General features: G+C 56.8%; 22 protein-coding genes and 1 tRNA gene. 11 read left to right on the plus strand and 12 right to left on the minus strand.

What is annotated here, in order from left to right:
* Positions 1-44: 44 nt before the first annotated feature.
* Positions 45-986, plus strand: a complete 942-nt coding sequence (gene accD, locus E2L05_RS07165) for an acetyl-CoA carboxylase, carboxyltransferase subunit beta (RefSeq protein ID WP_133342244.1) — start codon at positions 45-47, stop codon at positions 984-986.
* A 32-nt stretch (positions 987-1,018) separates the two neighbouring features.
* The gene (locus tag E2L05_RS07170) at positions 1,019-2,263 is read left to right on the plus strand and encodes a bifunctional folylpolyglutamate synthase/dihydrofolate synthase (protein WP_394346539.1); all 1,245 of its coding nucleotides are present in this window, start codon (positions 1,019-1,021) and stop codon (positions 2,261-2,263) included.
* A gap of 145 nt (positions 2,264-2,408) precedes the next feature.
* Here E2L05_RS07170 and E2L05_RS07175 read toward each other — a convergent pair whose 3' ends face one another.
* The 5 genes from E2L05_RS07175 to aspS all read right to left on the minus strand — a co-directional run bounded on the left by E2L05_RS07175 (position 2,409) and on the right by aspS (position 9,683).
* Positions 2,409-3,482 carry a flagellar basal body P-ring protein FlgI gene (locus E2L05_RS07175; protein WP_133342309.1) on the minus strand — a complete coding sequence of 358 codons (1,074 nt, stop codon included), beginning with the start codon at positions 3,480-3,482 and terminating at the stop codon, positions 2,409-2,411.
* Between the two features lie 35 nt (positions 3,483-3,517).
* On the minus strand, positions 3,518-4,528 hold the full coding sequence (locus E2L05_RS07180; RefSeq protein ID WP_133342246.1) for a flagellin: 1,011 nt from the start codon (positions 4,526-4,528) through the stop codon (positions 3,518-3,520).
* Positions 4,529-4,530: 2 nt separating this feature from the next.
* Entirely contained in the window at positions 4,531-5,976 is a 1,446-nt protein-coding gene (locus E2L05_RS07185; RefSeq protein WP_133342247.1) for a FlgK family flagellar hook-associated protein, read from the minus strand.
* A gap of 20 nt (positions 5,977-5,996) precedes the next feature.
* Positions 5,997-7,307, minus strand: a complete 1,311-nt coding sequence (locus E2L05_RS07190; protein ID WP_133342248.1) for a flagellar hook protein FlgE — start codon at positions 7,305-7,307, stop codon at positions 5,997-5,999.
* A 471-nt stretch (positions 7,308-7,778) separates the two neighbouring features.
* A complete protein-coding gene (gene aspS, locus E2L05_RS07200; RefSeq protein WP_133342250.1) occupies positions 7,779-9,683 on the minus strand; it encodes an aspartate--tRNA ligase in 1,905 nt (634 codons plus the stop codon).
* A gap of 549 nt (positions 9,684-10,232) precedes the next feature.
* Between aspS and leuD the strand changes: the two genes are divergently transcribed.
* The 5 genes from leuD (at position 10,233) to E2L05_RS07225 (ending at position 14,424) form a co-directional block, all read left to right on the plus strand.
* Positions 10,233-10,838: a 3-isopropylmalate dehydratase small subunit gene (gene leuD, locus E2L05_RS07205; protein WP_133342251.1), complete on the plus strand. Its 606-nt coding sequence runs from the start codon at positions 10,233-10,235 to the stop codon at positions 10,836-10,838.
* A 97-nt stretch (positions 10,839-10,935) separates the two neighbouring features.
* Positions 10,936-12,081: an endonuclease/exonuclease/phosphatase family protein gene (locus E2L05_RS07210; protein ID WP_133342252.1), complete on the plus strand. Its 1,146-nt coding sequence runs from the start codon at positions 10,936-10,938 to the stop codon at positions 12,079-12,081.
* A 35-nt stretch (positions 12,082-12,116) separates the two neighbouring features.
* On the plus strand, positions 12,117-13,223 hold the full coding sequence (leuB, locus tag E2L05_RS07215) for a 3-isopropylmalate dehydrogenase (RefSeq protein ID WP_133342253.1): 1,107 nt from the start codon (positions 12,117-12,119) through the stop codon (positions 13,221-13,223).
* Positions 13,224-13,309: 86 nt separating this feature from the next.
* The gene (locus E2L05_RS07220; protein ID WP_133342254.1) at positions 13,310-14,266 is read left to right on the plus strand and encodes a DMT family transporter; all 957 of its coding nucleotides are present in this window, start codon (positions 13,310-13,312) and stop codon (positions 14,264-14,266) included.
* 81 nt (positions 14,267-14,347) lie between these two features.
* A tRNA-Pro gene (locus E2L05_RS07225) sits at positions 14,348-14,424 on the plus strand.
* Positions 14,425-14,703: 279 nt separating this feature from the next.
* On the opposite strand, the gene E2L05_RS07230 is transcribed toward E2L05_RS07225, so the two are convergent.
* Positions 14,704-15,672 carry a phosphotransferase enzyme family protein gene (locus E2L05_RS07230; RefSeq protein ID WP_133342255.1) on the minus strand — a complete coding sequence of 323 codons (969 nt, stop codon included), beginning with the start codon at positions 15,670-15,672 and terminating at the stop codon, positions 14,704-14,706.
* Positions 15,665-16,087: an alternative ribosome rescue aminoacyl-tRNA hydrolase ArfB gene (gene arfB / locus E2L05_RS07235; RefSeq protein ID WP_133342256.1), complete on the minus strand. Its 423-nt coding sequence runs from the start codon at positions 16,085-16,087 to the stop codon at positions 15,665-15,667. The genes E2L05_RS07230 and arfB overlap by 8 nt, the downstream gene beginning before the upstream one ends.
* A gap of 139 nt (positions 16,088-16,226) precedes the next feature.
* Here arfB and E2L05_RS07240 point away from each other — a divergent pair, with 139 nt between their 5' ends.
* On the plus strand, positions 16,227-17,411 hold the full coding sequence (locus E2L05_RS07240) for an extracellular catalytic domain type 2 short-chain-length polyhydroxyalkanoate depolymerase (protein WP_133342257.1): 1,185 nt from the start codon (positions 16,227-16,229) through the stop codon (positions 17,409-17,411).
* Between the two features lie 316 nt (positions 17,412-17,727).
* On the opposite strand, the gene E2L05_RS07245 is transcribed toward E2L05_RS07240, so the two are convergent.
* From E2L05_RS07245 to E2L05_RS07265, 5 genes are all read right to left on the minus strand, one after another.
* Positions 17,728-18,348, minus strand: coding sequence for a queuosine precursor transporter (locus E2L05_RS07245; RefSeq protein ID WP_133342258.1), 621 nt, complete (start codon positions 18,346-18,348; stop codon positions 17,728-17,730).
* A 105-nt stretch (positions 18,349-18,453) separates the two neighbouring features.
* Positions 18,454-19,341: an esterase-like activity of phytase family protein gene (locus E2L05_RS07250; protein ID WP_133342259.1), complete on the minus strand. Its 888-nt coding sequence runs from the start codon at positions 19,339-19,341 to the stop codon at positions 18,454-18,456.
* Positions 19,314-20,219: a penicillin-insensitive murein endopeptidase gene (mepA, locus tag E2L05_RS07255; RefSeq protein WP_133342260.1), complete on the minus strand. Its 906-nt coding sequence runs from the start codon at positions 20,217-20,219 to the stop codon at positions 19,314-19,316. The genes E2L05_RS07250 and mepA overlap by 28 nt, the downstream gene beginning before the upstream one ends.
* Entirely contained in the window at positions 20,216-21,553 is a 1,338-nt protein-coding gene (locus E2L05_RS07260) for an MFS transporter (protein ID WP_243721900.1), read from the minus strand. Before E2L05_RS07260 ends, mepA begins: the two co-directional genes overlap by 4 nt.
* A gap of 61 nt (positions 21,554-21,614) precedes the next feature.
* Positions 21,615-22,178 carry an acyl-CoA thioesterase gene (locus E2L05_RS07265; RefSeq protein WP_133342262.1) on the minus strand — a complete coding sequence of 188 codons (564 nt, stop codon included), beginning with the start codon at positions 22,176-22,178 and terminating at the stop codon, positions 21,615-21,617.
* 137 nt (positions 22,179-22,315) lie between these two features.
* On the opposite strand from E2L05_RS07265, the gene E2L05_RS07270 reads away from it, so the two are divergent.
* From E2L05_RS07270 to yaaA, 3 genes are all read left to right on the plus strand, one after another.
* Positions 22,316-22,600, plus strand: coding sequence for a YggT family protein (locus E2L05_RS07270; RefSeq protein WP_133342263.1), 285 nt, complete (start codon positions 22,316-22,318; stop codon positions 22,598-22,600).
* Positions 22,601-22,676: 76 nt separating this feature from the next.
* Positions 22,677-24,755 (plus strand): DNA helicase RecQ, encoded by a 2,079-nt coding sequence (recQ, locus tag E2L05_RS07275; protein WP_133342264.1) that lies wholly within the window; start codon positions 22,677-22,679, stop codon positions 24,753-24,755.
* A gap of 60 nt (positions 24,756-24,815) precedes the next feature.
* Positions 24,816-25,601: a peroxide stress protein YaaA gene (gene yaaA, locus E2L05_RS07280; RefSeq protein WP_133342265.1), complete on the plus strand. Its 786-nt coding sequence runs from the start codon at positions 24,816-24,818 to the stop codon at positions 25,599-25,601.
* The last annotated feature ends 2 nt before the right edge of the window (positions 25,602-25,603 follow it).

Genomic DNA, 25,603 nt, shown 5'->3' on the forward strand with positions numbered 1-25,603 from the left:
CCCTGAGGCTTATTTCGCCCTTACAACGGTGCAAGGCAGGCCTGATGAACTGGATCTCGAACTACGTCCGTCCGACAATTGATTCTTTGTTTTCGCGCCGCGAGGTGCCGGAAAACCTGTGGACGAAATGCGACAGTTGCGGAACGATGTTGTTTCACCGCGAACTCGCCGGGAGCCTGAATGTCTGCATGAGTTGCGGCCATCACATGAACATTTCGCCACGTGACCGGTTTGACCAGTTGTTTGACAACGGGATCTATCGCGAGGTTAAGGTGCCCACGCCACTGGCAGACCCTTTGCAATTCCGCGATCAGAAACGCTACCCGGACCGCATGCGGGCGGCTCAGAAAAAGACTGGCGAAGCAGAAGCGATGCTGGTCGCAGAGGGCGAGATTGGTCGCTCGCCAATTGTGTCGGCCTGTCAGGATTTCTCCTTCATGGGTGGGTCGATGGGTATGCATGTTGGGAATGCGCTGGTCGCTGGGGCCGAACGCGCGTTGGAACGGCACACTCCCTTTATCGTATTTGCGGCCGCTGGCGGCGCGCGAATGCAAGAAGGGATTCTTTCCCTGATGCAGATGCCGAGATCGACCGTCGCAGTTCAAATGCTGCGCGAGGCGGGATTGCCATATATCGTTGTCCTGACTCATCCAACGACCGGCGGCGTTACCGCGAGTTACGCAATGCTCGGCGACATTCAAATTGCCGAACCCGGCGCATTGATCTGCTTCGCAGGGCCGCGCGTGATTGAGCAAACGATCCGCGAAAAACTGCCCGAAGGGTTCCAAAGTGCGGAGTATCTTCTGGAACACGGCATGCTGGACCGTGTCACCGAACGTAAAAACATGCGCGATGAGTTGATTATGATCGTTCGGATGCTCATGCGTCAGCCTCCGGCGATCAAGGGCGAGTTACCGCCTCCAGGTCCGGCAGAGCGGCAGAAGGCACCTGAAAAACCGACTCAAACGGACGCAGGCACGCAGTGAGCAACCCGAGTTCGGACGTCCTCCTTGATCGGATGATGTCACTGCACCCAAAGGTGATCGATCTGGTGCTTGATCGTGTCTGGCGGCTGCTTGAGAATTTGGATCACCCGGAACGCAAGCTACCACCCGTGATCCACGTCGCTGGGACCAACGGAAAGGGGTCGACCGTTGCCATGCTCCGCGCGGGCTTGGAACGGGCTGGCGCCAAGTGCCATGTGTATACTTCGCCGCATTTGGTGCGGTTTCACGAACGGATCAGACTTGCCGGTGATCTGATTTCAGAACATGAGTTGTCTGCGCTGCTAGACGAATGCCTTGCTGCGAACGGGCCCGACCCGATCACGTATTTTGAAATTACGACCGTCGCGGCTTTGCTTGCGTTTTCCCGCAATTCAGCCGATTGGACCTTGCTTGAGGTTGGTTTGGGCGGGCGTCTGGATGCAACCAACGTGGTGGAACAGCCAGCAGCTTGCGTCATCACACCCGTCTCGATCGATCACGAGCAGTTTCTTGGCGACAGCCTTGCAAAAATTGCTGGCGAAAAAGCCGGGATTTTGAAAAGCGGCGTACCGGCAATCATCGGGCCGCAAAAAGACGAGGCGCTGGATGTGATCGAAGAGCGCGCCGCGCGGATTGGCGCACCGCTCTTGGTACACGGCCAGCACTGGCACGTCACACAAGAAAGGGATCGGCTGGTTTATCAAGACGAAACCGGGTTGCGCGATCTGCCACTTCCCAACTTACATGGCGCACATCAGCTGATGAATGCTGGAATGGCACTCGCGGTGTTGCGCCATCTGAAACAACCGGAGGCCGCCCTGACCGCTGCTGTAACGCAGGCCGATTGGCCAGCCCGGATGCAGCGGTTGCGCGATCATTCGTTCGCACGCAGGTATCCAGAATTTGATCTATGGCTGGATGGCGGACACAATCCTGACGCAGGACAGGCGCTGGCCCGAGCTTTGGCAGATTTGCCAGACCGTCCGACCTATTTAGTCTGCGGAATGCTGAACACCAAAGACGTGACCGGTTACCTTCGCCCATTGGCAAAAACTGCAAAGGCACTTTACGCCGTGGCAATACCTGGTGCTGCGGCGACGCTTCCAGCAGAGGACACCGCAAAGGCTGCCGCGACCGTGGGTATGCGGACCGACGTCGTACCTGATGTGGCTTCTGCCCTAAGCCATATAGAAACCGAATGCCCAACCGCACGTGTTCTTATTTGCGGATCTCTCTACTTGGCCGGTTCTGTCCTCTCGCAGGCGCAGTCTGTCTGAAACCGACACACCTCTGTACTGCAATACTTGCTTCGCCATCGCCCAAAGCGTTTCGCGGCATTTCCAAGTTGTGTGACCTTGGTCGCAAAGGGCCTGGTAAGGCAACTTCAAAAAATTGCCCCACGTGAAACAGAGAAGGCGTCGTTCACCGCACGATAAACTCAGCGTGCAGCGCGCCGGCGGCCTTTATACTTTTTAGTATGTCGATCATATTTCGCGGCGACACGCCCAACGCGTTGAGCCCCGCAATCACTTCAGCAAGAGACGTTCCACCTGGCACTTCAGCCAGTCCGGGACCGTCTTCTTCTTCAAGCCCGACCTCAGTGCGAGGAACGACAACTGTTTCACCATCCGCAAACGGATTGGGTTGCACCACCAAGGGGTCCTCTTGCACTCGCAGCGTCAGGTTGCCCTGTGAGACCGCAACTCGGCTGATCCTGACTTCGTCACCCATTACAATCGTTCCCGAGCGCTGGTCTACGACAACGCGGGCCTTGCGTTGTGGTTCAACGCGGAGGTTTTCAACTTCGGCGATCGCACGAGCCGGACTCCCAGCGCGCGTTCCTGCCAAGTCCAACCTGACCGTACCGGAGTCAAGCGCCTCGGCGACTCCCCTCCCAAAACGAGCGTTTATGACCTGCTCAATCAGCAGAGCTGTTGTGAAATCCGGGCTGCGCAGACCAAGCCTCAGTGAAGTTAGCTGAGTAAAATCGAAATCTACCTCACGCTCTACGCGAGCCCCAGATGGAATAACCCCGGATGTTGGAACGCCCTCCGTCACGACAGCGCCGTCACCTTCGGCCGTAGCACCACCCGCGATGACTGTGCCCTGAGAGACGGCATAGATTTGCCCATCAGCTGCATTGAGCGGAGTCATGATCAACGTGCCGCCTAAAAGGCTTTTGGCATCGCCGATCGCAGAAACCGTCACATCGATCTGACCACCGACTCTTGAAAATGGGGGCAAACTTGCGGTGACGAAAACCGCCGCGACATTCTTAGGTCGAAATTGCTCACCAGTGACATTGACCCCAAGCCGTTCAAGGATGTTCGCCATGATTTCTTCGGTGAAAGGGGTATTTCGCAACCCATCACCGGTTCCGTTCAAGCCTACGACCAGCCCGTAACCTACAAGGTCATTGCCTCTGACACCGTCAAATTCGACAAGGTCCTTCAAACGTATTTCGTTCGCAGAAACTGTGCCAGACACTAAGATCATCGTGACGCAAGTTGCGATGTATCGCAGCGCGCCCATCAGCGCAAAACCGATGCAAGTGACAGTCCCGAGACACGGGCAGTGACCGTATAGATGGTTTCTAATTGTGCCTGTACCTGAGTAAGCTGCATTGCGGTTTGATATGGATCAGCTTCAATCAATGCGGCTCGGGCAAGGCGCAGCCCTGTTACCTCTGCTTCGCTGCGAACCCGCGCTGTTTCAATGCGTTCTTGAACGAACCCAATATCTGCGCGCAGTGCAGTTATTTGGTCGGTCGCGCCGACCAGCGTTTCGCCCATTTCTTGAAGCACAGCCCGCTGGGCGATCGAATCGCCGGACAAAAGCCCTTGATCCATCAACGCTGCAACTGCAAAGCCGCGCAGTGTGTCGCGAATTGCTGGATCAAGCGCCGTCACAGCCAGCGTTTCACGCTGCCCCTCGGCGATATCCATACCTGAGCGTGGCAAGGTAGATCCGGTATAACCGATTGTTTCAAAACCGCCGCCCGGCGTGTCAAACCACGCTTTGGCAGCCGCCTCTACATCGCTGGGGCTAGTTAGCCCAACAAGCGCCACTTTAAGGCCGCTCAAGATATCTTCTGAAGAGCTCAGTGCCGGGCCGTCTGTTGCTGCACCCGCGAACAGACTTTGCGGCCCCACCCTTCCATTGAGCGCGGAAATTACTTGATCCAGCTGCCGTTTCGAGTTTCCAAATGTCACACCAAGCTGAGTATCTTCACCGGTGGAGGCAATTTTCAGGAATTCTGGCCCAGCCGACAGAACGATACTTTGCAAGTTATCAAGAGCAGTCTGCTGCCCTTCTGCAAAGCGTGCTGCGGCACGGTTGCTCGCCAAATAAGTCTCATTGAGAACAAGCCCACGCTCCAGGCCCACCAAGGGCGAGAACTGCCCTTTTAGGGATGCACTCAAGTCAGCCTTGAGGCCTGAGTTCATTTCTTGGGTCAGACGATTTAGGTTCGTTTTCACATCAACGGTATCGCGACGCAGGCGCGTTGCCTGCGCCATGTCACCAAGATTTGCAAGTTTCATCGTCAGATCTCCATCAACAAGTCGAGCATCGTTTGCGACGCTGAAATGACTTTCGCGTTCGCGGCGTAGGATTGTTCGATCAGCAGCAATCGCTGCATCTCGGCATCGCTATCGACTCCGTTCGCCTGAAGGCGAGTATTCAATGCCTCTGCGCGCGCCGCGGCGTGAGCCGTCACCCCTTCAAGTGTATCGCGGACCATTGCCACAGAACTCAGCACGGCAGCGGCCACACCTGAAGCCGTTCGAACACCCGAGGGAAACCCACCTGACACGGGTGGCGCCAGAGCCGAAAAAGCATCAGCCAATCGCTGTAATCCCGCCCCATCGCCCACAGCGCCAACGCTCGCGGCGCCGAGACCATCGCGCAACCGCCATGCAGCCCCACCTTGATCGGGATCAACGAGACTATTGACCTCAAGCCGCCGGGATAGACCGATCTCGTCCGCAGGATCAAAAGTCGCGCCTGCATCTGTCAACAGGCCTGGAGACCCAGGCGCAAGCGTAGGATCAACACCGGGAACCTGAAACCGTTCCAAAATGTCTCGAGCAAATCCGTCGAGCCGCTCTTGCGCCATCGTGCCGTACGTATCGCGCACATCAAGCTGACCCTCGAGAGCCCCCCCGGACAGCAGGTGCATTTCGCGGTCCAAGTCCAACGGGACACCGTTTACTGTAAGCCCAGATAGAGTTCCGCCATCAAGCGTTTGAAATTCTGTAACGACGTTGGAGCCCTGAAATCCAATCACTGGTGCCGGCCCGTCCATCAAGATGCCGCCTTCTGACATCAGCGCAACGGTGCCATTGCCCTTGTCGACCTCGCGAACCGGGACAAGCTCTGAAATACGATCAATCAGCAGCTGCCTTTCGTCCAACAGCCCACCGCCATTTTCACCGCGCAAGATGGCGCGGCGGATGTCTTCATTCAGATCCTCCAACCGAGCGAAATCTGAATTCAGTTGCGACACAGCTTCACCGATAGCTGCATCTGCGCGGCCACGTTCCGTTTGGATCGCGGCACCAACATCCCCGATCCTGCTGGCCAATTGCCCAAGGCGGCTCACCGCTTGTTCAAGGATCGCGCCAGACTCCGGTTGCGCAGCCGCAGCAACAAAGCTGCTTTCAACGTCTGTCACAAGATCCGATAGTGAAAGCGGGCTGCCCGGCTCACCAATCGCATCTTCGATAGACGATAGAAAATCCACTTGGACCTGCCCTTGGGACACCGCGCCAACGGCACTGCGCCGGTCCGTCAAAACAGTCTGGTCCATAATCCGAACTTCGCCAGACACCAGCACGCCACCGGTCCCTGATCGGGCAGTAAGTTCCAATTCTCGCCGGGCGTAACCATCCGTCATTGCGTTGGCGAGGTTGTTTGAAACCGTTGCAGCGCCCCGACTGGCAGCGGCGAGCCCGGAAAGGGCTGTATTCATCGCACCTGTGATGGACATTATCAGCCCCTTTCAGACTCTTATCGCTTGATATTGGTGGTTTCTTGCAGCATCTCGTCCACGGTCTGAATGACCTTGGCGTTGGATGAATATGCGCGCTGAGTTTGAATCAGATCGGTGAGTTCCGACGCCACGTCAGTGGTGGATTCTTCCCTGGCGTAGTTGACCAAATCACCAGTAGGGCCATCGCCCGCATCCCACATGAAGTAGGCACCGCTATCGTTAGAGATTTGATAGGTCTGACTGTCTAGCGCAAGCAGCCCATTAGGGTTGGGCATATCGATCAATGGCACCTGATAGACGGTACGGACTGCGCCATTATCGTACATTGCCTGAACCATGCCGTTTGCGTCGATGTCGACCGAGATCATGTTGCCAACGGGGGCGCCATTCTTGTTGATCACGACAGGCGAGAATGCATCGGACAGTTGGGTCAAGCCTTGGCTACTGCCGGGCACACCAATTGCGATCTCCATTGGGCCGCCAGCGACATTTACCGAGAACTCCCCTGTACTTGGATCATACGCACCGCCCGTTACAGTTGTTACAGATGAAATCGTTCCGCCAGCTGTCCGCGAGTCATCGAATGTTATCACATACTCGCCCACTACAGCGCCGGCTTGCGCACCGTCTGTGATCTGCATGGTCCACTGGTTTGATGCAGGATCAGTTGGTCCAGTCGGAACGGTCGGCGTAAAACTCACCCCTACAGTTTCTGACGTGCCCACATTGTTGTAGTACTCGATTGAGAGGTTCTCGACATCACCTGGCGCTCCTGCCTGTGTCCCGGTCGCAGGAAGGTTCGCGATGACCTCCATCTTCGTCGTCGGCTCACCTACAAATTCGTTTACATTGAGCTGAATTGGTTCAAGCCCTGCAGGCGTATCGCGCGGAAAATTCGGGATGGTACCGTCGTCCGCCGCGGGCCATCCCATCAAGATCAGCCCGGCGGCACTTTTCAGGTAACCTTGCTCATCCGTGCGAAACGATCCCGTTGTCTGAAGCAACATCGGTGCATTGCCGTTGCCGGTATTAACTGCCGATTCTTGCGTCACCGGGATCATTCCACGGCCTCGTACGGCTATGTCAGTGGAATTGCTGGTCCCGACCAGCGACCCACGATCACTGACCAGTTTTTGAGTCGTCGTTCGAACCCCACCCGCAGAGTACGATCCGCTCGAACTGCCGATCACCATTGAGTGGAAATCAGCTTCGGACCGCTTGTACCCATAGGTCGCGGAGTTCGCGATATTGTCGGATATCACGCTCAGCTTACTGGCGTTCGCCTTAAGCCCCATGACCCCAGCGTTCAATGACGACGAAATTGACATGCCTGCGCCTTCCTGCTCCAGAAACATTCACTGGACACAGAGCTAGGCACATGACCCTAATTCAGGCTTAACAGATAAAATTTGAGGAATTTACCTTGGCAGATTTCGCCGAACGTCGCGCCAAGTGCTCTGCCCCAAGCTGTTTCATCCAACCGGCAAGAAGACCGCGCCAGACCTAAAGTTCATGCCGCGACGGCGTTCTTTACGCACTTTCGATATCACGGGGGTCACGATGTGTTGACCTGATCAATGTCATGCGCGACGCCACCCTCAACTCAAGTTCGGGGCTCAACTGCCGCCGCAACCAAGAAAAAACCGAACCAGAACCACCGTCACGACCAAGTACTTACAGCGATCAATTATTGATTGGGCACTCCGGCACCCAGTTCAACCAAAACGCGGCTTGCAAGATTTGCCTAAGCGCTTTTGCGCACCTGCTGGGCGGCATGTTTCAGCCGCCCAAGCGCGCCTCTATTTATCGACTTCGATGACCCGAAGGCTCAATTCCCGCAACTGTTCGTTTGCAGGTTCGGAGGGAGCCGCCATCATCAGGTCTTCGGCACGCTGGTTCATCGGGAACATGATAACTTCGCGAATATTCGCTTCGTCTGCCAGCAACATCACGATACGGTCGATTCCCGCAGCGCACCCCCCGTGCGGCGGCGCCCCGTATTTGAACGCGTTGACCATGCCGCCAAACCGCTTTTCTACTTCGTCGCTGCCGTAACCCGCGATCTCAAACGCTTTGAACATGATCTCGGGCTTGTGATTTCGGATCGCGCCAGACACCAATTCGTACCCGTTGCACGCCAAATCATACTGATATCCCAACACCTTGAGGGGATCACCCTCTAGGGCCTCCATACCGCCTTGCGGCATGGAAAACGGATTGTGTTCAAAGTCGATCTTACCGGTTTCTTCGTCTTTCTCGTAGATCGGGAAATCGACGATCCAGGCAAAGGCGAAACGGTCCGTGTCGGTCAGTTTCAACTCGTCCCCGATGACGGTTCGCGCCCGGCCCGCAACGGCCTGAAAGTCCTTCGGCTTGCCACCAAGGAAAAACGCGGCATCGCCGACGCCAAGGCCAAGCTGCTGGCGGATCGCCTCGGTCCGTTCCGGGCCGATATTCTTGGCGAGCGGGCCCGCGGCTTCCATCCAATTTCCTCCCTCAAGAGGAATTTTGTCTGCCTTCCATTGTCCGTCAAGTTTCATGGCAAGCGCGTGCGCGTGGTTTGCGACTTCGGGAGGACCGAACTCTCGCCCGCCGAGCTGTTCATAGGTGGGCTGCTCAGCCTCTCGCCAGAAAATATACCCCATCCCCGGCAGGCCCTGTTCCTGCGCGAACTTGTTCATCCGGTCGCAGAATTTCCGGCTACCACCCTTGGGCGCTGGAATTGCGCGAATTTCGGTGCCGTCCTGTTCCAGCAGCTTCGCGAAGATCGCGAAGCCACTATCGCGGAAGTGGTCGGAGACCACTTGCATCTTGATCGGGTTGCGCAGGTCCGGCTTGTCGGTGCCATACCACAGCGCCGCATCGCGATAGCTGATCTGCGGCCAGTCGGTATCGACCTTGCGGCCCTTGCCGAACTCTTCGAAGATACCGCCGATCACCGGCTGAATTGCATCGAACACATCCTGCTGCGTGACAAAGGACATTTCCAAGTCGAGCTGATAGAAATCGGTAGGCGACCGGTCGGCGCGCGGATCTTCGTCACGGAAGCAAGGCGCGATCTGGAAATATTTGTCAAAGCCGGACACCATGATCAGTTGCTTGAACTGCTGCGGGGCTTGCGGCAACGCATAGAACTTGCCCGGGTGCAGGCGCGACGGCACCAAAAAGTCGCGCGCACCTTCGGGGCTGGATGCCGTAATGATCGGTGTCTGGAATTCAGTAAAACCGCTGTCCCACATCCGGTTACGGATCGACCGCACAACGTTGCTGCGCATCATGATGTTGTCGTGCAGGCTTTGACGGCGCAGATCGAGATAGCGATACTTCAACCGGGTTTCTTCCGGGTAATCCTGATCGCCGAAGACCGGCAGCGGCAGCTCGTCCGCGGCACCCAGAACTTCCAGATCCTTGATGTAGACTTCGATCTCGCCGGTGGGCAGCTTGGCATTCACAAGGCTTTCGTCGCGGGCCTTCACCACACCATCGATCCGAATACACCATTCAGACCGCACCTTTTCAACTTCGGAAAAGACCGGGCTGTCACTATCCGCCAGCACCTGAGTCATACCGTAGTGATCGCGCAGGTCGATGAACAAAACCCCGCCATGATCGCGCACCCGATGCACCCATCCTGAAAGGCGGACAGTTTGGCCCACATGAGCTTTGTTCAGATCGGCGCAGGTCTGGCTGCGATAGGCGTGCATGGCGAATGTCCCGGCTACGTAAGGTTCGGGCCGATACACAGCGCATCACCGGCGAAGTCAAGGCTGGGCGACGGCAAGGAGCAAGCAATCGCAACTCAGAAAGCCAGGAGGCCCACATACCGGGCCTCGCTTTTGTCCCAAAAGCAACCACCTTCGCCCGCAAGGACCGGCGACATGCCAACCGCTTGCTTGTTGATCATATGGAACAAATGGCACGAAAATGCAGCCTGCTCATGAAACCCGGTCGCAGGATGAACACCTCGCCAGCCTATTTGGTTCTCTATCTTATGGATGGGTCGGAAAAAATGTGTCTCCGCCCGATCCTCTGGCGTTCTACAGGCCGAAAACCCAGCTATCGTGTTGAACTTTGGGGCCGCATATTTGCCCCGGAGGCTGCTTCAAAAAACCGGCTGATGTGACAGCCTCATTTTGGGCGAGAATCTGTTTCCGAATGCGTTTATTGCCTAGCAGGCTTGTGGCCAAGGTGCCGTCCGGATAAGCAACGGCACGGCTGTAATTTGGCCCATTCGATCAGGAAAGGAGCCTTTGATGGAAAAGTTCACGAAATTGACAGGCATCGCGGCCCCACTGCCGTTGATCAACGTCGACACAGACATGATCATACCCAAGCAATTTCTGAAGACCATCAAGCGGTCTGGACTGGGCGTGAACCTGTTTGACGAAATGCGCTATGATGACGATGGCAAGGAAATCCCTGATTTCGTTTTGAACAAACCTGCGTATCGCGATGCTCAGATCCTCGTGTCCGGCGAGAATTTCGGCTGCGGATCGTCGCGTGAACATGCCCCTTGGGCGTTGCTCGACTTTGGTATTCGGGTCGTGATCGCACCAAGCTATGCCGATATCTTCTTTAACAACTGCTTCAAGAACGGCATCCTGCCCATCGTGTTGCCACAAGAAGACGTCGACAAGCTGATGGATGACGCGGCTCGCGGCGCGAATGCCACCGTCACGGTCGATCTCGAGAACCAGACAATCAGCGGTCCAGACGGCGGAACCATTGAATTCGATGTTGACCCTTTCCGTAAGCATTGTTTGCTCAATGGCTTGGACGACATTGGCCTGACGCTTGAAAAAGCCGCATCCATCGATGCATTCGAGAAAGAGGCATCTGCCGCGCGCCCTTGGGTTTGAACTTAAGGCTATCAGCAAGGCATCGGTGCGCGGCGAAAACGGCACCTTTCTGGCTCTTGTAAGGCATTCTTAAGAAAGCTGCGGGCAACCTTGTCACATGGTTGTCCGTTTTCTTTTCCTTGTCCTTTGGGCTCTCGCCACTCCAGGATTGGCGATTGCCGACACACTTCGGCTTGCGGTCTATTCGGTTGAACTGGATCGCAAGGGGCCGGGTCTGTTGCTGCGGGATATTCGCCGCGGCGACCCGCAAGCCGACGCTGCAGCCCGCATTATCGCCACAACGGCGCCGGACATTCTGGTGCTGCTGCGCTTTGACTATGATGCCGGACTGCTGGCTTTGTCGGCATTTGCCGATCTGCTTGCGGAACAGGGGGCGATATACCCCCATCGTTTCGCGCTGCGTCCGAATTCGGGGCATATGACCGATCTCGATCTGGATGGGGACGGCCGATTGCGCGGGGCGCGCGACGCACAAGGGTATGGCTTGTTTGCGGGAAGCAGGGGGATGGCAATCCTGTCGCGTCTACCGATCGACGACACTGGGGTACGTGATTTCTCGCAATTTTTGTGGCGGGAACTTCCCGGCGCTTCGCTGCCGACCATGAACGGCACTCCCTTTCCAAGCCCAGCGGCGCAACAGGCACAACGCTTGTCATCAACCGGGCATTGGGACATCCCTATCATCTTGCCGAATGGCGGGGGTTTGAACCTGCTTGTGTATCACGCAACTGCTCCTGTTTTCGACGGCCCGGAAGATCGCAACGGCCTGCGTGGACGAGACGAGACTCGCTTCTGGACGCTGTTTTTGAACCGCGCGCTGGATTGGCCGCCACCCAAGAATCCATCTGTTGTGATGGGCATTTCCAACATTGACCCAAAGGGCGGCGATGGACACCGGGCTGCGATGACTGAACTGCTTGCCCATCCTTCGCTGCAGGACCCAAGGCCGACAAGCCGAGGCGCTGCCGCGGGCGGCTTCAGACCTGCGCATATTGCCGAAGCCGATACAGCCGCTTGGGACGCAGAAGGTGAACCGGGAAATTTGCGGGTGGACTACATTTTACCAGACGCACGCCTTGAAGTGGCAGGTTCGGGGGTTTTCTGGCCAGCACCGGACGACAGTTCGGCTGCGTTGCTGGGCGCTGATGGGCGAGGCGCATCCCGGCATCGGCTGGTTTGGGTCGATGTTGTTATTCCCCCAGGGAACACAGGCTTTCTTGACCCTTCCGGGGGGAGCGGCTAGGCACCCGCAAACCCACCGTGAAAAGGACGCCTTCCATGACCAATCCATCCCTGTTGATCCTGCCTGGCGACGGAATCGGCCCAGAGGTTATGGCCGAAGTGCGTCGCATCATCGGCTGGTACGGCGAAAAACGCGGCATGCATTTCGATGTAAGCGAGGATCTGGTAGGCGGGGCAGCCTATGACGCACACGGCACGCCCCTGACCGATGCCACGATGGAAAAAGCACAGAACGTCGATGCGGTTTTGCTTGGCGCGGTCGGTGGACCGAAATACGACGTACTCGATTTCAGCGTAAAGCCAGAGCGAGGCCTGCTTCGGTTGCGCAAGGAAATGGACCTGTTCGCCAATTTACGTCCGGCGCAGTGTTTTGATGCGCTCGCCGACTTCTCGTCGCTCAAGCGCGACGTTGTTGCCGGCCTCGACATCATGATCGTGCGGGAATTGACCTCGGGCATCTACTTTGGTGAGCCGCGCGGTATCATTCAAGAAGGCAACGAACGCGTCGGTATCAACACCCAGCGTTACACCGAAAGCGAGATTGAACGCGTGGCCCGGTCCGCGTTCGAATTGGCGCGCCGCCGCGGCAACAAGGTTTGCTCGATGGAGAAGGCAAACGTGATGGAGTCCGGCGTACTTTGGCGCGAGGTTGTCACTAAGATTGGCGAAACCGAGTATCCCGATGTCGAACTGTCGCACATGTATGCTGATGCCGGCGCGATGCAGCTTTGTCGCTGGCCCAAACAGTTTGACGTCATCGTGACCGACAACCTTTTTGGGGATCTTTTGTCGGATGCGGCCGCGATGTTGACCGGCAGCCTTGGCATGCTGCCATCGGCGAGCCTTGGGGCGCCAATGGCAAATGGTCGCCCAAAAGCGCTGTATGAACCGGTGCACGGTTCCGCCCCGGACATTGCCGGCCAAGCCAAAGCAAACCCCATTGCTTGTATCCTGAGCTTTGCCATGGCGCTTCGCTATTCCTTTGACCAAGGCGCGGAAGCAGACCGTTTGGAAGCCGCGGTCGAGACAGTTTTGGCTGACGGGGTGCGGACGGCAGATCTTATGCAAAACGAGGGCGAAACACCGGTATCCACGTCCGGTATGGGCGACGCCGTATTGGCAGCGCTTGACGCAAGCCTCTGAACGCCGAGGGGCCGCTATGAAAATGCGGCCCCTTGATCGGACTGGGCAGGGACGATAGCACCGAGATAGTTGCTGCGGAGCCTGCCATGAACTTCCGTCATTTATCCCCAAATGTACGGGGCGCCCTTTTCGCATTGGGTGCTTTTTCTGTTTTTTCGTCCCATGACGTGCTGGTCAAACTGCTTGGCGGAACTTATTCGCCGATCCAAGTTGTGTTCTTCAGTGTTCTGTTCAGCTTTCCAATTCTGACCTTGTTGCTTGTACGCAGCAAAACGGAAAGCCATATGCGCCCAAAGCACCCGTGGTGGAGCCTTGCGCGGGCCATCGCGGCGATCATTACCGGCTTTTGCGCCTTCACTGCATTTTCACTTTTGCCACTCGCGCAGACCTACGCACTTTTGTTTGCAACGCCTTTGCTGATTACGGTTCTGTCCATACCCATGCTGGGCGAAAAGGTCGGGACCCATCGCTGGATCGCCGTTATTGTCGGGCTGATTGGCGTGATCGTCGTTCTTAGGCCCGGGTCCGCACCGTTTTCGGCGGGGCATCTGGCAGGACTGTTGGCGGCATGCGGGTCAGCCACGGCATCGATCATAGTCCGAAAAATCGGGCAAGAGGAACGCAGCTCGGTCCTGATTTTGTTTCCGTTGCTTGGAAATGTTATGGTGATGGGCGCGCTTCTGCCATCGGTCTATAAACCCATGCCCATCGAACATTTGGGCGCCTTGGCCGCGATTGCCGTGCTTTCCATAACAGCAACAAGCTTCATCATCTTCGCATATCGCACCGGAGAGGCAGCCGTCGTTGCGCCGATGCAATACAGCCAGATCATTTGGGCGTCATTATTTGGCTGGCTCTTTTTCTCCGAAGTGCCGGACATCGCCACTGTCGTTGGCGCCGGGATCGTGATCGCGAGCGGCATGTATATCGTTGTGCGAGAAGGTGGGGCTAGATCGGACGACAATCAACCAGTTCTCAGCACAAAAACCCGTTATGAAACAGGCACTTACCCGCGTGTCAGTTCGTTGATGGAAGACGAGTAAGCGCAGAAAATTTTGTTGGTTGAACCCCACACTTGCCCGCTTGCGCATTGGCATCAAACACTTTAATTGACCGCCCACGGTCGGAGTGTAGCTCAGCTTGGTAGAGCACTGTCTTCGGGAGGCAGGGGTCGGAGGTTCGAATCCTCTCACTCCGACCAATCTTGAAATCTGAAACTTCAGGTGTTTTTGGATTTCACGTCACGCATTTGACCCAACCTGGAAATGGACTTCGTGCTGATCGTGAAGATTGGTTGGGGTGAGAGCCTGACATGCCCCTGAAACTGGGGATCGTGGATCATGATACCTGAACAACCCCAATCAGTTTATGGGTCCTGAGCTTTGGAATCTCATAGGCAGAGGTTCGAACCCGGATGATCCAAAGAAGTCTGAACCAAAATCATAGCGTGCAATCCAGAAAGCCGATTTCAGACACATACCTACCCAGACGTTGAACCGCGCTTCTGATCGGCCAGCCATTCTCGCGCCAGTCTGCACGCGCGGTCAGCATAGCCGCGCATGCGTGGATCATCTGGTTGCACGCGCCCAATGACCCACCCGGCCGAGGCCAGCGCGCGTAGCATTACGAACATCGGCAGGTCCATGAACGCCGTTTTTGGCAGCGGCCCGCCCGCATTAGCATAGCCGCGCATAAGGGAGCCAGCGAGCTCGGGCATGTTCGGGCTGTCGCAACTTTGAATCAAAGCGGTGGCCAAGTCATACAGCCGGTACCCCACTCCGCCGTCGTCGAAGTCAATCAGATAGAGCAGTCCGTCAAAGGCAAGGACGTTCTCTTGCAAGACGTCTGCGTGAATTAATCCGATATGATCCACCGGTAGCGCAGCAAGCCGGATTTGCGCAGCGTCCCGCGCCGCGCGTAATAGCGCAACTTCGTCAGTTGAGAGGGTCGGGTTTTCCCAAAACCTGCCCCATATAGGTGCATCACCACAGCAAAAGGCCGACGCGCGCCAATCTGGGCGCGCCAGATCAGTTGGGGCAACTGCATCGCTGGTCAGGTGAAGATCAGCAAGAAGTGCGCCCAAATCGTGCATGAGCCCCGCATCAAGTTCTACTTTCCCCGAGCAAATCGGCGTTCCGTTCAGCCATTGCACGGCTGATGTTGTCACGCCGATACAATCGTCTGTCAGGGCGCCGCTTTTTGTCCTTTGGGGCCATGGACAGGGAAACCCAGCATCGGCCAAGGATTCCATCCAGCGCAGTTCAGAAGCGATGCGCGACGCATCTTGATATCCGGCCCTATGGAAGCGCAAGGCGATCCGTCGCCCATCATCTAGTGTAACGTCAAAAACGGTATTCTCGCGTTGCTGCACCAATCGCGGCGCGCGGTCCGGGGTGCCCCATGCCTGCGCGGCACTTATGGCCTTTCGGATCAGCGTGGCATCAGTCATCAAGGTCTACTTTGCCGCGCAGCGCCTTGACTTGTCCGCGCTGTGCCTTGCCAAGCAACCTGCGTTTTATGCTGCCCTTTGTGGGTTTGGTGGGGCGGCGGCGCTTGGGAGCGACGCTGGCAGCGCGGATCATCTCGGCCAACCTGTCACGGGCGATTTCGCGATTGCGAGCTTGGCTCCTCGTGTCCTCAACCCGAAGGATCACGGCGCCATCCTCCAGCCATCGACGGCCAGCGATACGTTTGAGCCGGGTTTTGACTGAATCGGGCAAGTTGGGGCTGCGTGCTGCTTCAAAGCGCAATTCGACGGCAGTTGAGACCTTGTTCACATTCTGCCCCCCCGGACCCGAAGCTCGAGTGAAGCTCTCGGTAAACTCCCAGTCCTGAATGGTAATGTTATCGTTGATCTTCAACATGCCTGCCTCGTTTGCGTCCACACTGCATAAAGGGCGAGCCGCGCAATCGCAAAGCACAATGGATCACAGTTCACGCTGCACGTGCAGCATCAACGTGCTATAGTTACCTTAGGTTGTCTTTGTTGCAGGGAATTTTCAGATGATGCGCGCACTAAGCCTGACGATGTGCCTGTTTGGCGCGCCCGCCATTGGCCAAGAATTGCCTCGGCTAAGCCTTGAAGCACGCCAAACTGGCGTATCCGGCCTGTCCAGCGGGGCCTTTATGTCGGTTCAGGTGCACGTCGCCTTTTCCGAGGCGATCGTTGGGGCGGGTGTCGTTGCTGGCGGGCCTTACTATTGCGCAGAAGGAAAGGTGCTTGAGGCCCTGTTCTCCTGCATGCAGACAGATGACGGAGGTCCGCCAGTCGCACCACTTTTGGAAGCGGCAGGCGGGTTTGCAGATGCGCTCCTGATTGACCCTCTTTCCGGGTTGGCTGGTGACCGGGTTTACCTGTTTTCGGGCACCAAGGATGACACGGTCACTTCGCCCGCCGTGGCGGCCGCAGTTGAGTTCTATACGCAGGCCGGGGTTAGTCCGGCAGATGTGAAGCATGTGACAGACCTGCCTGCCGGGCATGCCTTTCTTGCGCCGGGCGGCCCAGTTCCGTGTGGCGAAACAGCGTCCCCCTTCATTTCCGATTGCGGCATTGATCAGGCGGGCGACATTTTGCAGTGGGTCCACGGCGATCTTGCCGCGCCTGTGGAAGCCGACAAAGATCACCTGATCAGCTTCGATCAAGGGTTTTATCTTACGGATCCGGCGCAGCAAGAAATGAACACCCAAGGCTTCGCATATGTTCCGGAAAGCTGTGCGGATGGTGAAACCTGCCGATTGCACATCGCGTTTCACGGCTGCGAGCAGGGGCGCGCCAAACTGGGCGATGAGTACGCATGGACCACTGGCTATAATGGCTGGGCCGAAGCGAATGACATTGTCGTACTCTACCCCCAGGCACTGGCGTCTTTCACAGGCGGAAACCCCAAAGGGTGCTGGGATTGGTGGGGGTATGGCAACGATCAATATTACACCAAACAGGCCCCCCAAATCGCGGCAGTGGCGCGCATGGCCGATGCCCTTGGGGTTAAGCTGGATGGGGATCTGCCCATTTGCGCAGAGTACTATGATTTCAATGCAGTGCATTTTGCACAGGGTCGCGCCGTATCTTGCGGCTTTTCCCTGTGCGCGGTTGGGTCCGGCGACGACATCGGCAGCTTTGCCGGGTCATCTGTACTTTACGAAACCGGGGTCGACCAATTCACGCTGAACGCCTGTGCGCTGAAGTAAGCTGTGACGTCAAACGAAAAGGGCCGCCAGAGGCGGCCCTTCGAGACGTTTAGGAGGTGGGGTCGGTCAGGAACCTATGTCCACGTCCGGTTGGCGCATGCGCCATTAGGGCTGCCTAACGGCTGTCCTCCCGGTTTTCTTCGACGCCTTTCTCCAATACCTCTCTCGACACTGGATCACCTCCTTTCAATATGTTTCCGATACAGAAAAGGTGGCACGGTTTCACCAAATGTCAAAGTAGATTTTTCGATCAGACGCGGGCCACACCGCCTTCTGTTCAAAAATTGACCTTTAAGTGTGCAGTCTAGGAAACCGCTCAGGCCGCGCGCGCCGTCAATCGCTGTACGATCAGCCGGAACGGAACCAAGGCGATGAGGGCGAGTGACAACTTGACCATCCAATCCGCAAGGGCGAGCGACACCCAAAGCGGGACAATCGGACCACCGCCCAACAGCGGAAGCGACTCGTTTGCCCAAGACACATCGTTCACCGGCTCAAGGAAGGTCAACGGCGCCGAAAACGCGACGGTGAAAAAGATGGCGGTATCAACCGAAGATCCGATCAACGTAGACGCCAGCGGCGCACGCCACCACGCCCCATCGCGAAGCCGGTCGAAAATGGAAACGTCCAGCAATTGCGCCGTAAGAAACGCCAGACCAGAACCAAGCGCGATACGAAGCGTCACAAGCGGGCCGAATTCCCCTTGAATCTGGGTGCCGATCAACGAGCAAGCGACCCCAACTGCAAAGCCCATGAGCACGACATTACGCGCTTCACGTTTCCCGTACACGCGATTCATCACGTCTGTAACAAGGAATGCGAGGGGGTAAGTGAATGCGCCCCATGTCAGCCATTGGCCAAACAAGAATTGCACAAGAATGTTGGAGGCGACGACAACTGCCGCCATAGCGAGAACGCCGGGCAAAATGCGGATCATTGTGATATATTCCGTTTTCACAAGGTTGCGGAGACTTGGTCCCGACCGGGACGCGCCCGATTACCCCTGCCGACGGAATAAATCAAGTGCGGCGACGATACCGCGTCAGGGCTCCAACGCGTATTCGACGAACTGTGTGCGTTGGAAGAAATTGAAGTTGTCGTCGGAGATCATCGTGAGCCGAATACGGCCATCTTCGTCTTGCCAGACGCTGATCCCTTCAAGGTTATCGTGCCGCCCGGCAGGCGTTTGCAGCACAAGGCGTTCATCGACCAGACCGGTTGGCGTGAAAGCAAAGCTGCGCACACGGCTTGTGAAAGCTATGCCGGTAAAATGCCGTTCTAGAAGATAAAGCCGATCATCCGGCCCGGTATCGGCACCGACCGGTAAATACTTGCCATCGCGGCGCAAGGTATAAGGCTGGCTCCATGTATTCCCTTCCAGGCGAAACACTGGAAAAGGCCTTTCCCAAGCCCCGGATCGTTCGGGCAACGTGATGGGTCGCCCTTGCGGGTCCAAAGCCAAAGCTTCGAAAGAAGAATTGCGCTGTTGCGTTTCGAAGGCCGGGTCGCGGGGAATGTGGCGGGTGACGTAACTTTGCGGCGCAAGAAAAGCGACCCTGTGAAAGCCCTCAAAAGAGACGTAAAGGCGCCCATCTTTAGCCAAGGCCAACCCCTCTGCATCGGCCGCGAAACCGGTCAGTGGATTTCCATTCTGCCGCATGAGCTGGTTAAGCTGTGCCTCGGACACGCCAACGATCTTGCCATTCTCTCGAATCAACGCGCCCGTCGCCAGCATCCCACTGTCACTCATGGCAAAAAAACTCTCGCCATCCGGCGCAAGTTCAAGCCCTGAGAAGCCCCCGAATTCGGCGGCGCCGGAGCTGGACCATGTAAAGCTGTCAAGGAATTGGGCCTGCTGTGCCTGTGCTGCTGCGCTTGCAAGAAGCGCGGCAAGGCACAGGATCAGGGTGCCGCGAGAACAGTTTGGCATGCTTGTGGCAGGTCAGCCATCACGTAGTTTCGTGAATTGCGTTTTTGTGGGGCTGGCTTGGCAGGAGTTTGCGGCTTTGTCTTGGGGGGATTGAGGTAATCCGTAACCCACCACCGCAACGTATCATCGCAGCCGTTTCCACCCTTTGAAAGCTCCGCCACGCTGGGCGTCTGCGTTGCGCAACCGCGATTGCCCTTCGGGCATTTGAGCCGCACATGAAAATGATAATTGTGGCCGTAAAGCGGGCGTATCTTTTGCATCCAATCCCGGTCTGACCTACGCGCCGTTTTGCACAGTTCAATCTTCACCGGCGCCGTCACAAACAAGCGGTCGACGGATGGGTCGCGTGCGGCCTGTTTCAGGATCGCAGCATGTTGCGGTGTCCAGTTTCCGTTCACGCTGCGCTGATCTTGCGAGCGGACCGAAATGGAACTGATGTTTTCCCGCTGGGATCGGTTCAATCGAAGGGATTTAGGCGGAAGCATCCAGACGTCGATATCCAGACCGATCTGGTGACTTTGATGCCCAGACAACATAGGCCCGCCACGCGGTTGGCTTATGTCGCCAATATACAGACCCTGCCAGCCGCGTTGTCCCGCTGCAAAGGCGCTGAGTCTTTGGATAAACGCGATTGCGTCCGGGTGCCCCCAATTCCTGTTTCGCGACAGACGCATGGCTTGCCATGTTGGGCCCGTTTCCGGCAACTCCACCAGCCCGGCCCCGCATCCTTTGGCATAGCTTCCGATCGCTTGCGGCTTGTGAGGCGACCCCGTGCTTTTAGCGCCAAAAAGCTGATTTGCTTTGGCTTGAGCCACCGAGACAGACGGCGCGCTCGCAAGAAGCAGTGCAATCAGACCGATTACAACGGGGCGTTTCATATTTGCGTCTCTCCGTACGGTTTCACCCAGACTAGCAAAATCAGACCAAAAAGAAACAGTGCCAGCAGCGGTGCAATGCCCATTTGTTGACTGCCGCTTATATCAGTCGCAAGCGCAACAGCGAATGGGGCGACAAAAGCAGTTGCTTTCCCCGTCAGCGCATACAGCCCAAACCCTTGGGTAATATGCGACGGGTCGACCTGAAAAACCAGCATACACCGGGAAGACGCCTGTAACGCCCCGCCCGCGCCACCGATAACTGCGCCGATAGCAAAAAAGGCAATATCAGGTGCGAAACTCTCTGGAAGCACGGCAATGCCGAATACGGTACTGCGCGACACAAAAATCGCAGCCAAGGTCACACCCACGAGCGTCAAAATCGAAACCGCGATGATCGGCTTGGGACCAAATCGCGTGTCGCCCAAACCACCAAGCCATGCAAAGAGGGCTGCAGAAATCACGGCAAGAATGCCAAACACCCCAACTTCGACAACAGACCAGCCCAAAACGCCGGCCGCGTAAATTCCACCAAAGAAGTAAATTCCGTTCAGTGCATCGCGATACAGCATGGACGCGGCAAGAAACGCCGTCAGACTGCGACGGCCCGGCAGCGTGCGCAGAGCTTTGCGTAGGTCCGGCCAAGCTTGCCGCGCCGCCTGACCAAGGCGGACGCCTGCCCGCGGGGGCATTTCCCGAACCCATGCAAAAAACGGGATCATGAATATGGCATACCAAAGCGCCGTAAACGGCCCGACGGCACGGGTTCCTTCGCGGGCGTGAGCGTCCAGCCCCAAAATGGGATCACTACCAATCAAGGTTTTTCCGGTCGCCGAATTTTCCGCCAGCAACGCAAGCACCATCACCAGCGCCATAAGCCCGCCAAGGTAGCCAAAAGCCCAACCAGCGCCTGAGATGCGCCCGATTGCAGCGCGTGGGGCCAGATCCGGCATCATGGCGTTTGTGAAGATGGTGGCGAATTCCATCCCGATCAGCCCGACCCCGAAGAACAGCAGCGTCATGATCAGGTTCGGGTCGCCGGGCATTGTCCACCATAAACCCGAAGCGCCAATGATGTAGAGCCCCGAGAAAATCCAGATGAACCGCAAACGCATGTGAGGTCCGCAGCGATCCGCCATACTGCCCAGAAGCGGCGCCAGAATGGCAATGAGCAAACCGGCGGTGCCTACTCCGTAACCCCAGGCGGATTGCGCGGCCGTGCCTTCGCCCAACACTTCCTTGAGGTAGGGAGCAAAGATGAACGTAAGCAACAACGTATTGTAAGGCTGGCTTGCCCAATCAAAGCAATACCAACCCCAGATCCGTCGTCTGGACATGCGCTGCAGAGTCATACCCGCCCAATTCGGCCTCAGTTCGCGGCACTATGAGGCGAGCGGCCTATTTCGGCAATGGGTGTGTGATTTCAGGTGCTTCTTGCATTGGCGGCCATGGTCGAAGCGCATCAGCTTTGGCCCAAGCGGCAATCCAGTCTGGCATATGGTCTGCCGACACATCATGCCCCAAAGCTTCAAGGACATCGTAAACTGGGACCATGCGCCCGTTTTTGACGAAAGCCGACCGGATCAGCACATGCGACGTGCAAGCACCGCGATGCCACATGGACTGCTCAAGATACATGAAACGGTCATCCCAGCCAGCCAAGCGTGTCCGCATCTCTAACTTGGCAAATGCGACAACCCGCTTTCGATAGCGCACAGAAGACCCGGCGACGGTCAACCCCAACCCTTGCTCTCGCATAACCGTAAAAAGCTGTGATCGTTTGCCAAGCACCATGCGCCCAAGATCATACAGGGTGAGGGTTCGTCCATTGTTCAGCTCTGCAAGAAAGTCCAAGTCCCACGGCCAACAAATGTGATGACTGATGTGAGTTTCGAATAAACCTAGCGCCGGCGCATTGCGATGAACGAAGAACTCTTTCCCGAGACGAAGAAATGGGTACATGGCGCAGCTCCTTGATTTGATCAATTTGCGCCTCTTTCCGCGCGCGTCAATCTAGACGTGGCGGCACCGATGCGCTTGTTCTTGGGTGTGGCGCACCTTAGGTTCCACTCAACGAAATTCGAAAGGTGCCCTTGACCATGACGTCGCTGATTCAAATTCTTCTGCTCATCCTCGACGTGGCGTGGTTCATCATGATCGCCCACATCATCATGAGCTGGCTGATCAACTTTAATGTTTTGAACCTTGGGCAAGATATCGTCCGGTCGATCTGGTACGGGCTCAACAATTTGCTCGAACCGATTTATGGGCGTATCCGGCGAGTGTTGCCGCCAATGGGCGGGCTCGACCTTGCACCGCTGGTCGCGCTGATCGGCATCTATGCCTTGCGCATTATTCTGATCAACAACGCCCCAGCCTTCTAAAGCCAACCACAATAAAAGGGGGCGGCTGACTCTTGTTCCACAAGGTTTGGTATGGGACAAGGTGTTCAAACAGAACATGACAGGCGCTCCATCGATGCCGGACGGCACTTCACGCACGTTTGATACGCTTCTTTCCGAAGTGTTTGGCTTTGCAAGCTTTCGCCCGGGACAACGCGACATTGTTCAGGCTGTGACCGAAGGGCAAAATGCGCTTGCAATTATGCCGACGGGTGGCGGCAAATCCTTATGTTTCCAACTGCCTGCCCTCTGCCGCGACGGCGTCACGGTTGTTGTCTCACCCCTGATCGCCCTGATGCGGGATCAGGTACGCGCACTGCGTGAGGCCGGTGTTGCCGCTGGCGCCCTGACATCCGGCAATACGGATGATGAAACCGAAGCTGTTTTTGCAGCCTTGGACGAGGGGACGCTGAAGCTTCTTTATTTGGCTCCCGAAAGATTGGCCGCGTCAGGAACACAAGCGATGCTACGCCGGATTGGTGTTGGTCTCATCGCCGTCGATGAAGCGCATTGTGTCAGTCAATGGGGCCACGATTTCAGACCCGATTATCTGCGCATAGGTGAATTGCGCGCCTCACTGAACGTCCCCTTGGCCGCGTTCACGGCCACAGCCGATGCAGAAACCCGCGCCGAAATCACAACGCGCCTGTTTGGCGGTAGCCCGCCGCAAGAATTTCTGCACGGCTTTGACAGGCCCAACATCCATCTGGCCTTTGCCCCCAAAGATGGACCGAGACGGCAAATACTGGACTTTGCTGCCGCACGGCGGGGCCAGTCGGGCATCGTGTATTGCGCGACGCGCGCCAAAACAGAAACACTGTCAAAGGCACTGCGTGAAGATGGCCACCCTGCCACGTTCTATCACGGCGGGATGGAAGCCGATGCGAGGCGAGATGTCGAAGAACGGTTTCAGCGTGAAGATGGGCTGATCGTTGTTGCTACGGTGGCGTTCGGCATGGGGATCGACAAGCCCGACATTCGATGGGTGGCGCACGCGGATCTCCCGAAATCCATAGAATCCTATTATCAGGAAATTGGCCGCGCGGGCCGCGATGGCGCACCGGCCGAAACGCTGACCTTGTTTGGATCCGACGATATCCGACTGCGCCGAACGCAAATCGACGAAAGCCTTGCACCACCCGAACGGCGCGATGCAGATCATGGGCGCCTTAACGCCCTTTTGGGCTTGGCCGAAGCTCTGGAATGTCGGCGAAGCACCTTGTTGTCCTATTTTGGCGACAGCGTCACCACGTGCGGAAACTGTGACCTTTGCGACCGCCCCCCGGACGTGATTGATGGCACCGATGCTGTCCGCAAGGCATTGTCGGCAATCCTGCGAACGGGCGAAAATTTTGGCGCCGGGCATCTGATCGATATTCTTACTGGAACGCAGACAGACAAAATCAGCCAACGAGGGCATGACAAACTGCCGACATTCGGTGTGGGCCGCGAGTTCACCAAAGCCCAATGGCAAGGCCTGTTTCGGCAAATGATGGGCCGTGATCTTCTTAGGCCCGACCGGGAACGGCATGGGGCGCTTTTCATGACCGAAGCAGCGCGCCCGATCCTGAAGGGGGAGCAACGGATCAAGTTGCGACGGGATGCGATTGCAGCGCGCCAGCGCAGCGGGCCTGCAGTAAAGACGCTTGTGTCTGACGAGGATGCGCCGCTTTTATCGGCACTAAAGGCCAAGCGGCGTGCACTGGCCGAGGCAGCCAATGCCCCGGCTTATGTCATATTTCCTGACCGGACCTTGATCGAAATGGCCGAAAAACGGCCGCAAGACATGGATGCCATGGCGCAGATCGGCGGCGTCGGGGCCAAGAAACTTGAACGCTATGGCGCTTTGTTTCTTGAGGTGATCGCAGGCGCGGCACCGGCCGTATTGCACCCCAGGCGGCGGGCTTTGGCGGGTCGCCCGGAAGGGCCTTTGTTCGATCGATTGCAAGACGCGCAGACCGCCTTGTTGCGGGGGGCAGACGGAACAGAGCGCCCTTTGAGTTGTTCCAGTGCAGAGTTGGCAAAACTGGCTCGCGGACGGCCACAATCGTTGGAGGCCGTGATCGGCGTGATTGGCACCAGAAAGGGCGAACGTTTCGCCGAGGCTTTCCTGACCATTATTGCGGACTCACAATAGCGCTGTTCGACTGGACGCATCGGCACTGCGGCCCTAGATATTTTGACAAAGGAGAGCGTTATGCTGGTAGTCATTTCCCCCGCGAAAAAGTTGGATTGGACCGACGTTGATGGCGTCAGTTTGTCGACGCCAGCGTTTCAAGAGAATGCCATCTATCTTGCAAAGGTCGCCGGGCGGCTCTCTCGCGCAGATCTCCAGAAGCTCATGAGCATCAGCGGGTCTTTGGCGGAATTGAACCAGAAGCGGTTTCGCGCATTTGAGTCGGACCCGGCAGAAGAGACGCTTCGCCCGGCCATGTACGCCTTTGCCGGTGATACGTATCAAGGCCTTCATGCCAAAAGCCTAGACCGCGACTCAGTACAGTATGCTCAGAACCACGTGCGAATTTTATCCGGACTTTATGGTCTGTTACGTCCGCTGGATGGGATGCAACCCTATCGTCTTGAAATGGGCTCACGACTGAAAACCGCCAAAGCAAATTCGCTCTACGCATACTGGGGCGCGCAAATTGCCGAAGCCTTGAACGCGCAAGCCGCTCGGACGAACAGCAAGGTCTTGTTGAATTGCGCGTCAAAGGAATACTTCAGCGCGGTAGATTTGGATGTGCTTGAACCAAGCGTCATTACGCCAGTTTTTCTTGAAGAGCGCGGCGACGACGCAAAGGTTATCAGCTTTTATGCGAAGCGCGCGCGCGGGGCGATGGCCCGCTTTGTGGCGGAAGAAAGGATCACTTCGGCAGATGCGTTGAAGGACTTCGATCATGGCGGCTATCGCTTCGATGCCGCACGCAGCACGCAAGAAGCGCCTGTATTCTTGCGTCCGGAAAGCGCTCAGAAAGCGGCTTAGCG

It is taken from the genome of Meridianimarinicoccus aquatilis, from assembly GCF_004358675.1.
Lineage (GTDB): Bacteria > Pseudomonadota > Alphaproteobacteria > Rhodobacterales > Rhodobacteraceae > Meridianimarinicoccus > Meridianimarinicoccus aquatilis.

What these genes read in the sequence shown, in the direction of transcription:
- E2L05_RS07170 (WP_394346539.1), top strand. Translation starts at nt 1,019, where the DNA reads ATGATGTCACTGCACCCAAAGGTGATCGATCTGGTGCTTGATCGTGTC.
- E2L05_RS07250 (WP_133342259.1), bottom strand. Translation starts at nt 19,341, where the DNA reads ATGCCAAACTGTTCTCGCGGCACCCTGATCCTGTGCCTTGCCGCGCTT.
- recQ (WP_133342264.1), top strand. Translation starts at nt 22,677, where the DNA reads ATGACAGGCGCTCCATCGATGCCGGACGGCACTTCACGCACGTTTGAT.
- leuB (WP_133342253.1), top strand. Translation starts at nt 12,117, where the DNA reads ATGACCAATCCATCCCTGTTGATCCTGCCTGGCGACGGAATCGGCCCA.
- E2L05_RS07230 (WP_133342255.1), bottom strand. Translation starts at nt 15,672, where the DNA reads ATGACTGATGCCACGCTGATCCGAAAGGCCATAAGTGCCGCGCAGGCA.
- E2L05_RS07190 (WP_133342248.1), bottom strand. Translation starts at nt 7,307, where the DNA reads ATGTCAATTTCGTCGTCATTGAACGCTGGGGTCATGGGGCTTAAGGCG.
- yaaA (WP_133342265.1), top strand. Translation starts at nt 24,816, where the DNA reads ATGCTGGTAGTCATTTCCCCCGCGAAAAAGTTGGATTGGACCGACGTT.
- mepA (WP_133342260.1), bottom strand. Translation starts at nt 20,219, where the DNA reads ATGAAACGCCCCGTTGTAATCGGTCTGATTGCACTGCTTCTTGCGAGC.
- E2L05_RS07220 (WP_133342254.1), top strand. Translation starts at nt 13,310, where the DNA reads ATGAACTTCCGTCATTTATCCCCAAATGTACGGGGCGCCCTTTTCGCA.
- E2L05_RS07265 (WP_133342262.1), bottom strand. Translation starts at nt 22,178, where the DNA reads ATGTACCCATTTCTTCGTCTCGGGAAAGAGTTCTTCGTTCATCGCAAT.
- E2L05_RS07180 (WP_133342246.1), bottom strand. Translation starts at nt 4,528, where the DNA reads ATGAAACTTGCAAATCTTGGTGACATGGCGCAGGCAACGCGCCTGCGT.
- E2L05_RS07210 (WP_133342252.1), top strand. Translation starts at nt 10,936, where the DNA reads ATGGTTGTCCGTTTTCTTTTCCTTGTCCTTTGGGCTCTCGCCACTCCA.
- E2L05_RS07270 (WP_133342263.1), top strand. Translation starts at nt 22,316, where the DNA reads ATGACGTCGCTGATTCAAATTCTTCTGCTCATCCTCGACGTGGCGTGG.
- arfB (WP_133342256.1), bottom strand. Translation starts at nt 16,087, where the DNA reads ATGTTGAAGATCAACGATAACATTACCATTCAGGACTGGGAGTTTACC.
- accD (WP_133342244.1), top strand. Translation starts at nt 45, where the DNA reads ATGAACTGGATCTCGAACTACGTCCGTCCGACAATTGATTCTTTGTTT.
- aspS (WP_133342250.1), bottom strand. Translation starts at nt 9,683, where the DNA reads ATGCACGCCTATCGCAGCCAGACCTGCGCCGATCTGAACAAAGCTCAT.
- E2L05_RS07240 (WP_133342257.1), top strand. Translation starts at nt 16,227, where the DNA reads ATGATGCGCGCACTAAGCCTGACGATGTGCCTGTTTGGCGCGCCCGCC.
- leuD (WP_133342251.1), top strand. Translation starts at nt 10,233, where the DNA reads ATGGAAAAGTTCACGAAATTGACAGGCATCGCGGCCCCACTGCCGTTG.
- E2L05_RS07260 (WP_243721900.1), bottom strand. Translation starts at nt 21,553, where the DNA reads ATGTCCAGACGACGGATCTGGGGTTGGTATTGCTTTGATTGGGCAAGC.
- E2L05_RS07185 (WP_133342247.1), bottom strand. Translation starts at nt 5,976, where the DNA reads ATGTCCATCACAGGTGCGATGAATACAGCCCTTTCCGGGCTCGCCGCT.
- E2L05_RS07175 (WP_133342309.1), bottom strand. Translation starts at nt 3,482, where the DNA reads ATGATCTTAGTGTCTGGCACAGTTTCTGCGAACGAAATACGTTTGAAG.
- E2L05_RS07245 (WP_133342258.1), bottom strand. Translation starts at nt 18,348, where the DNA reads ATGATCCGCATTTTGCCCGGCGTTCTCGCTATGGCGGCAGTTGTCGTC.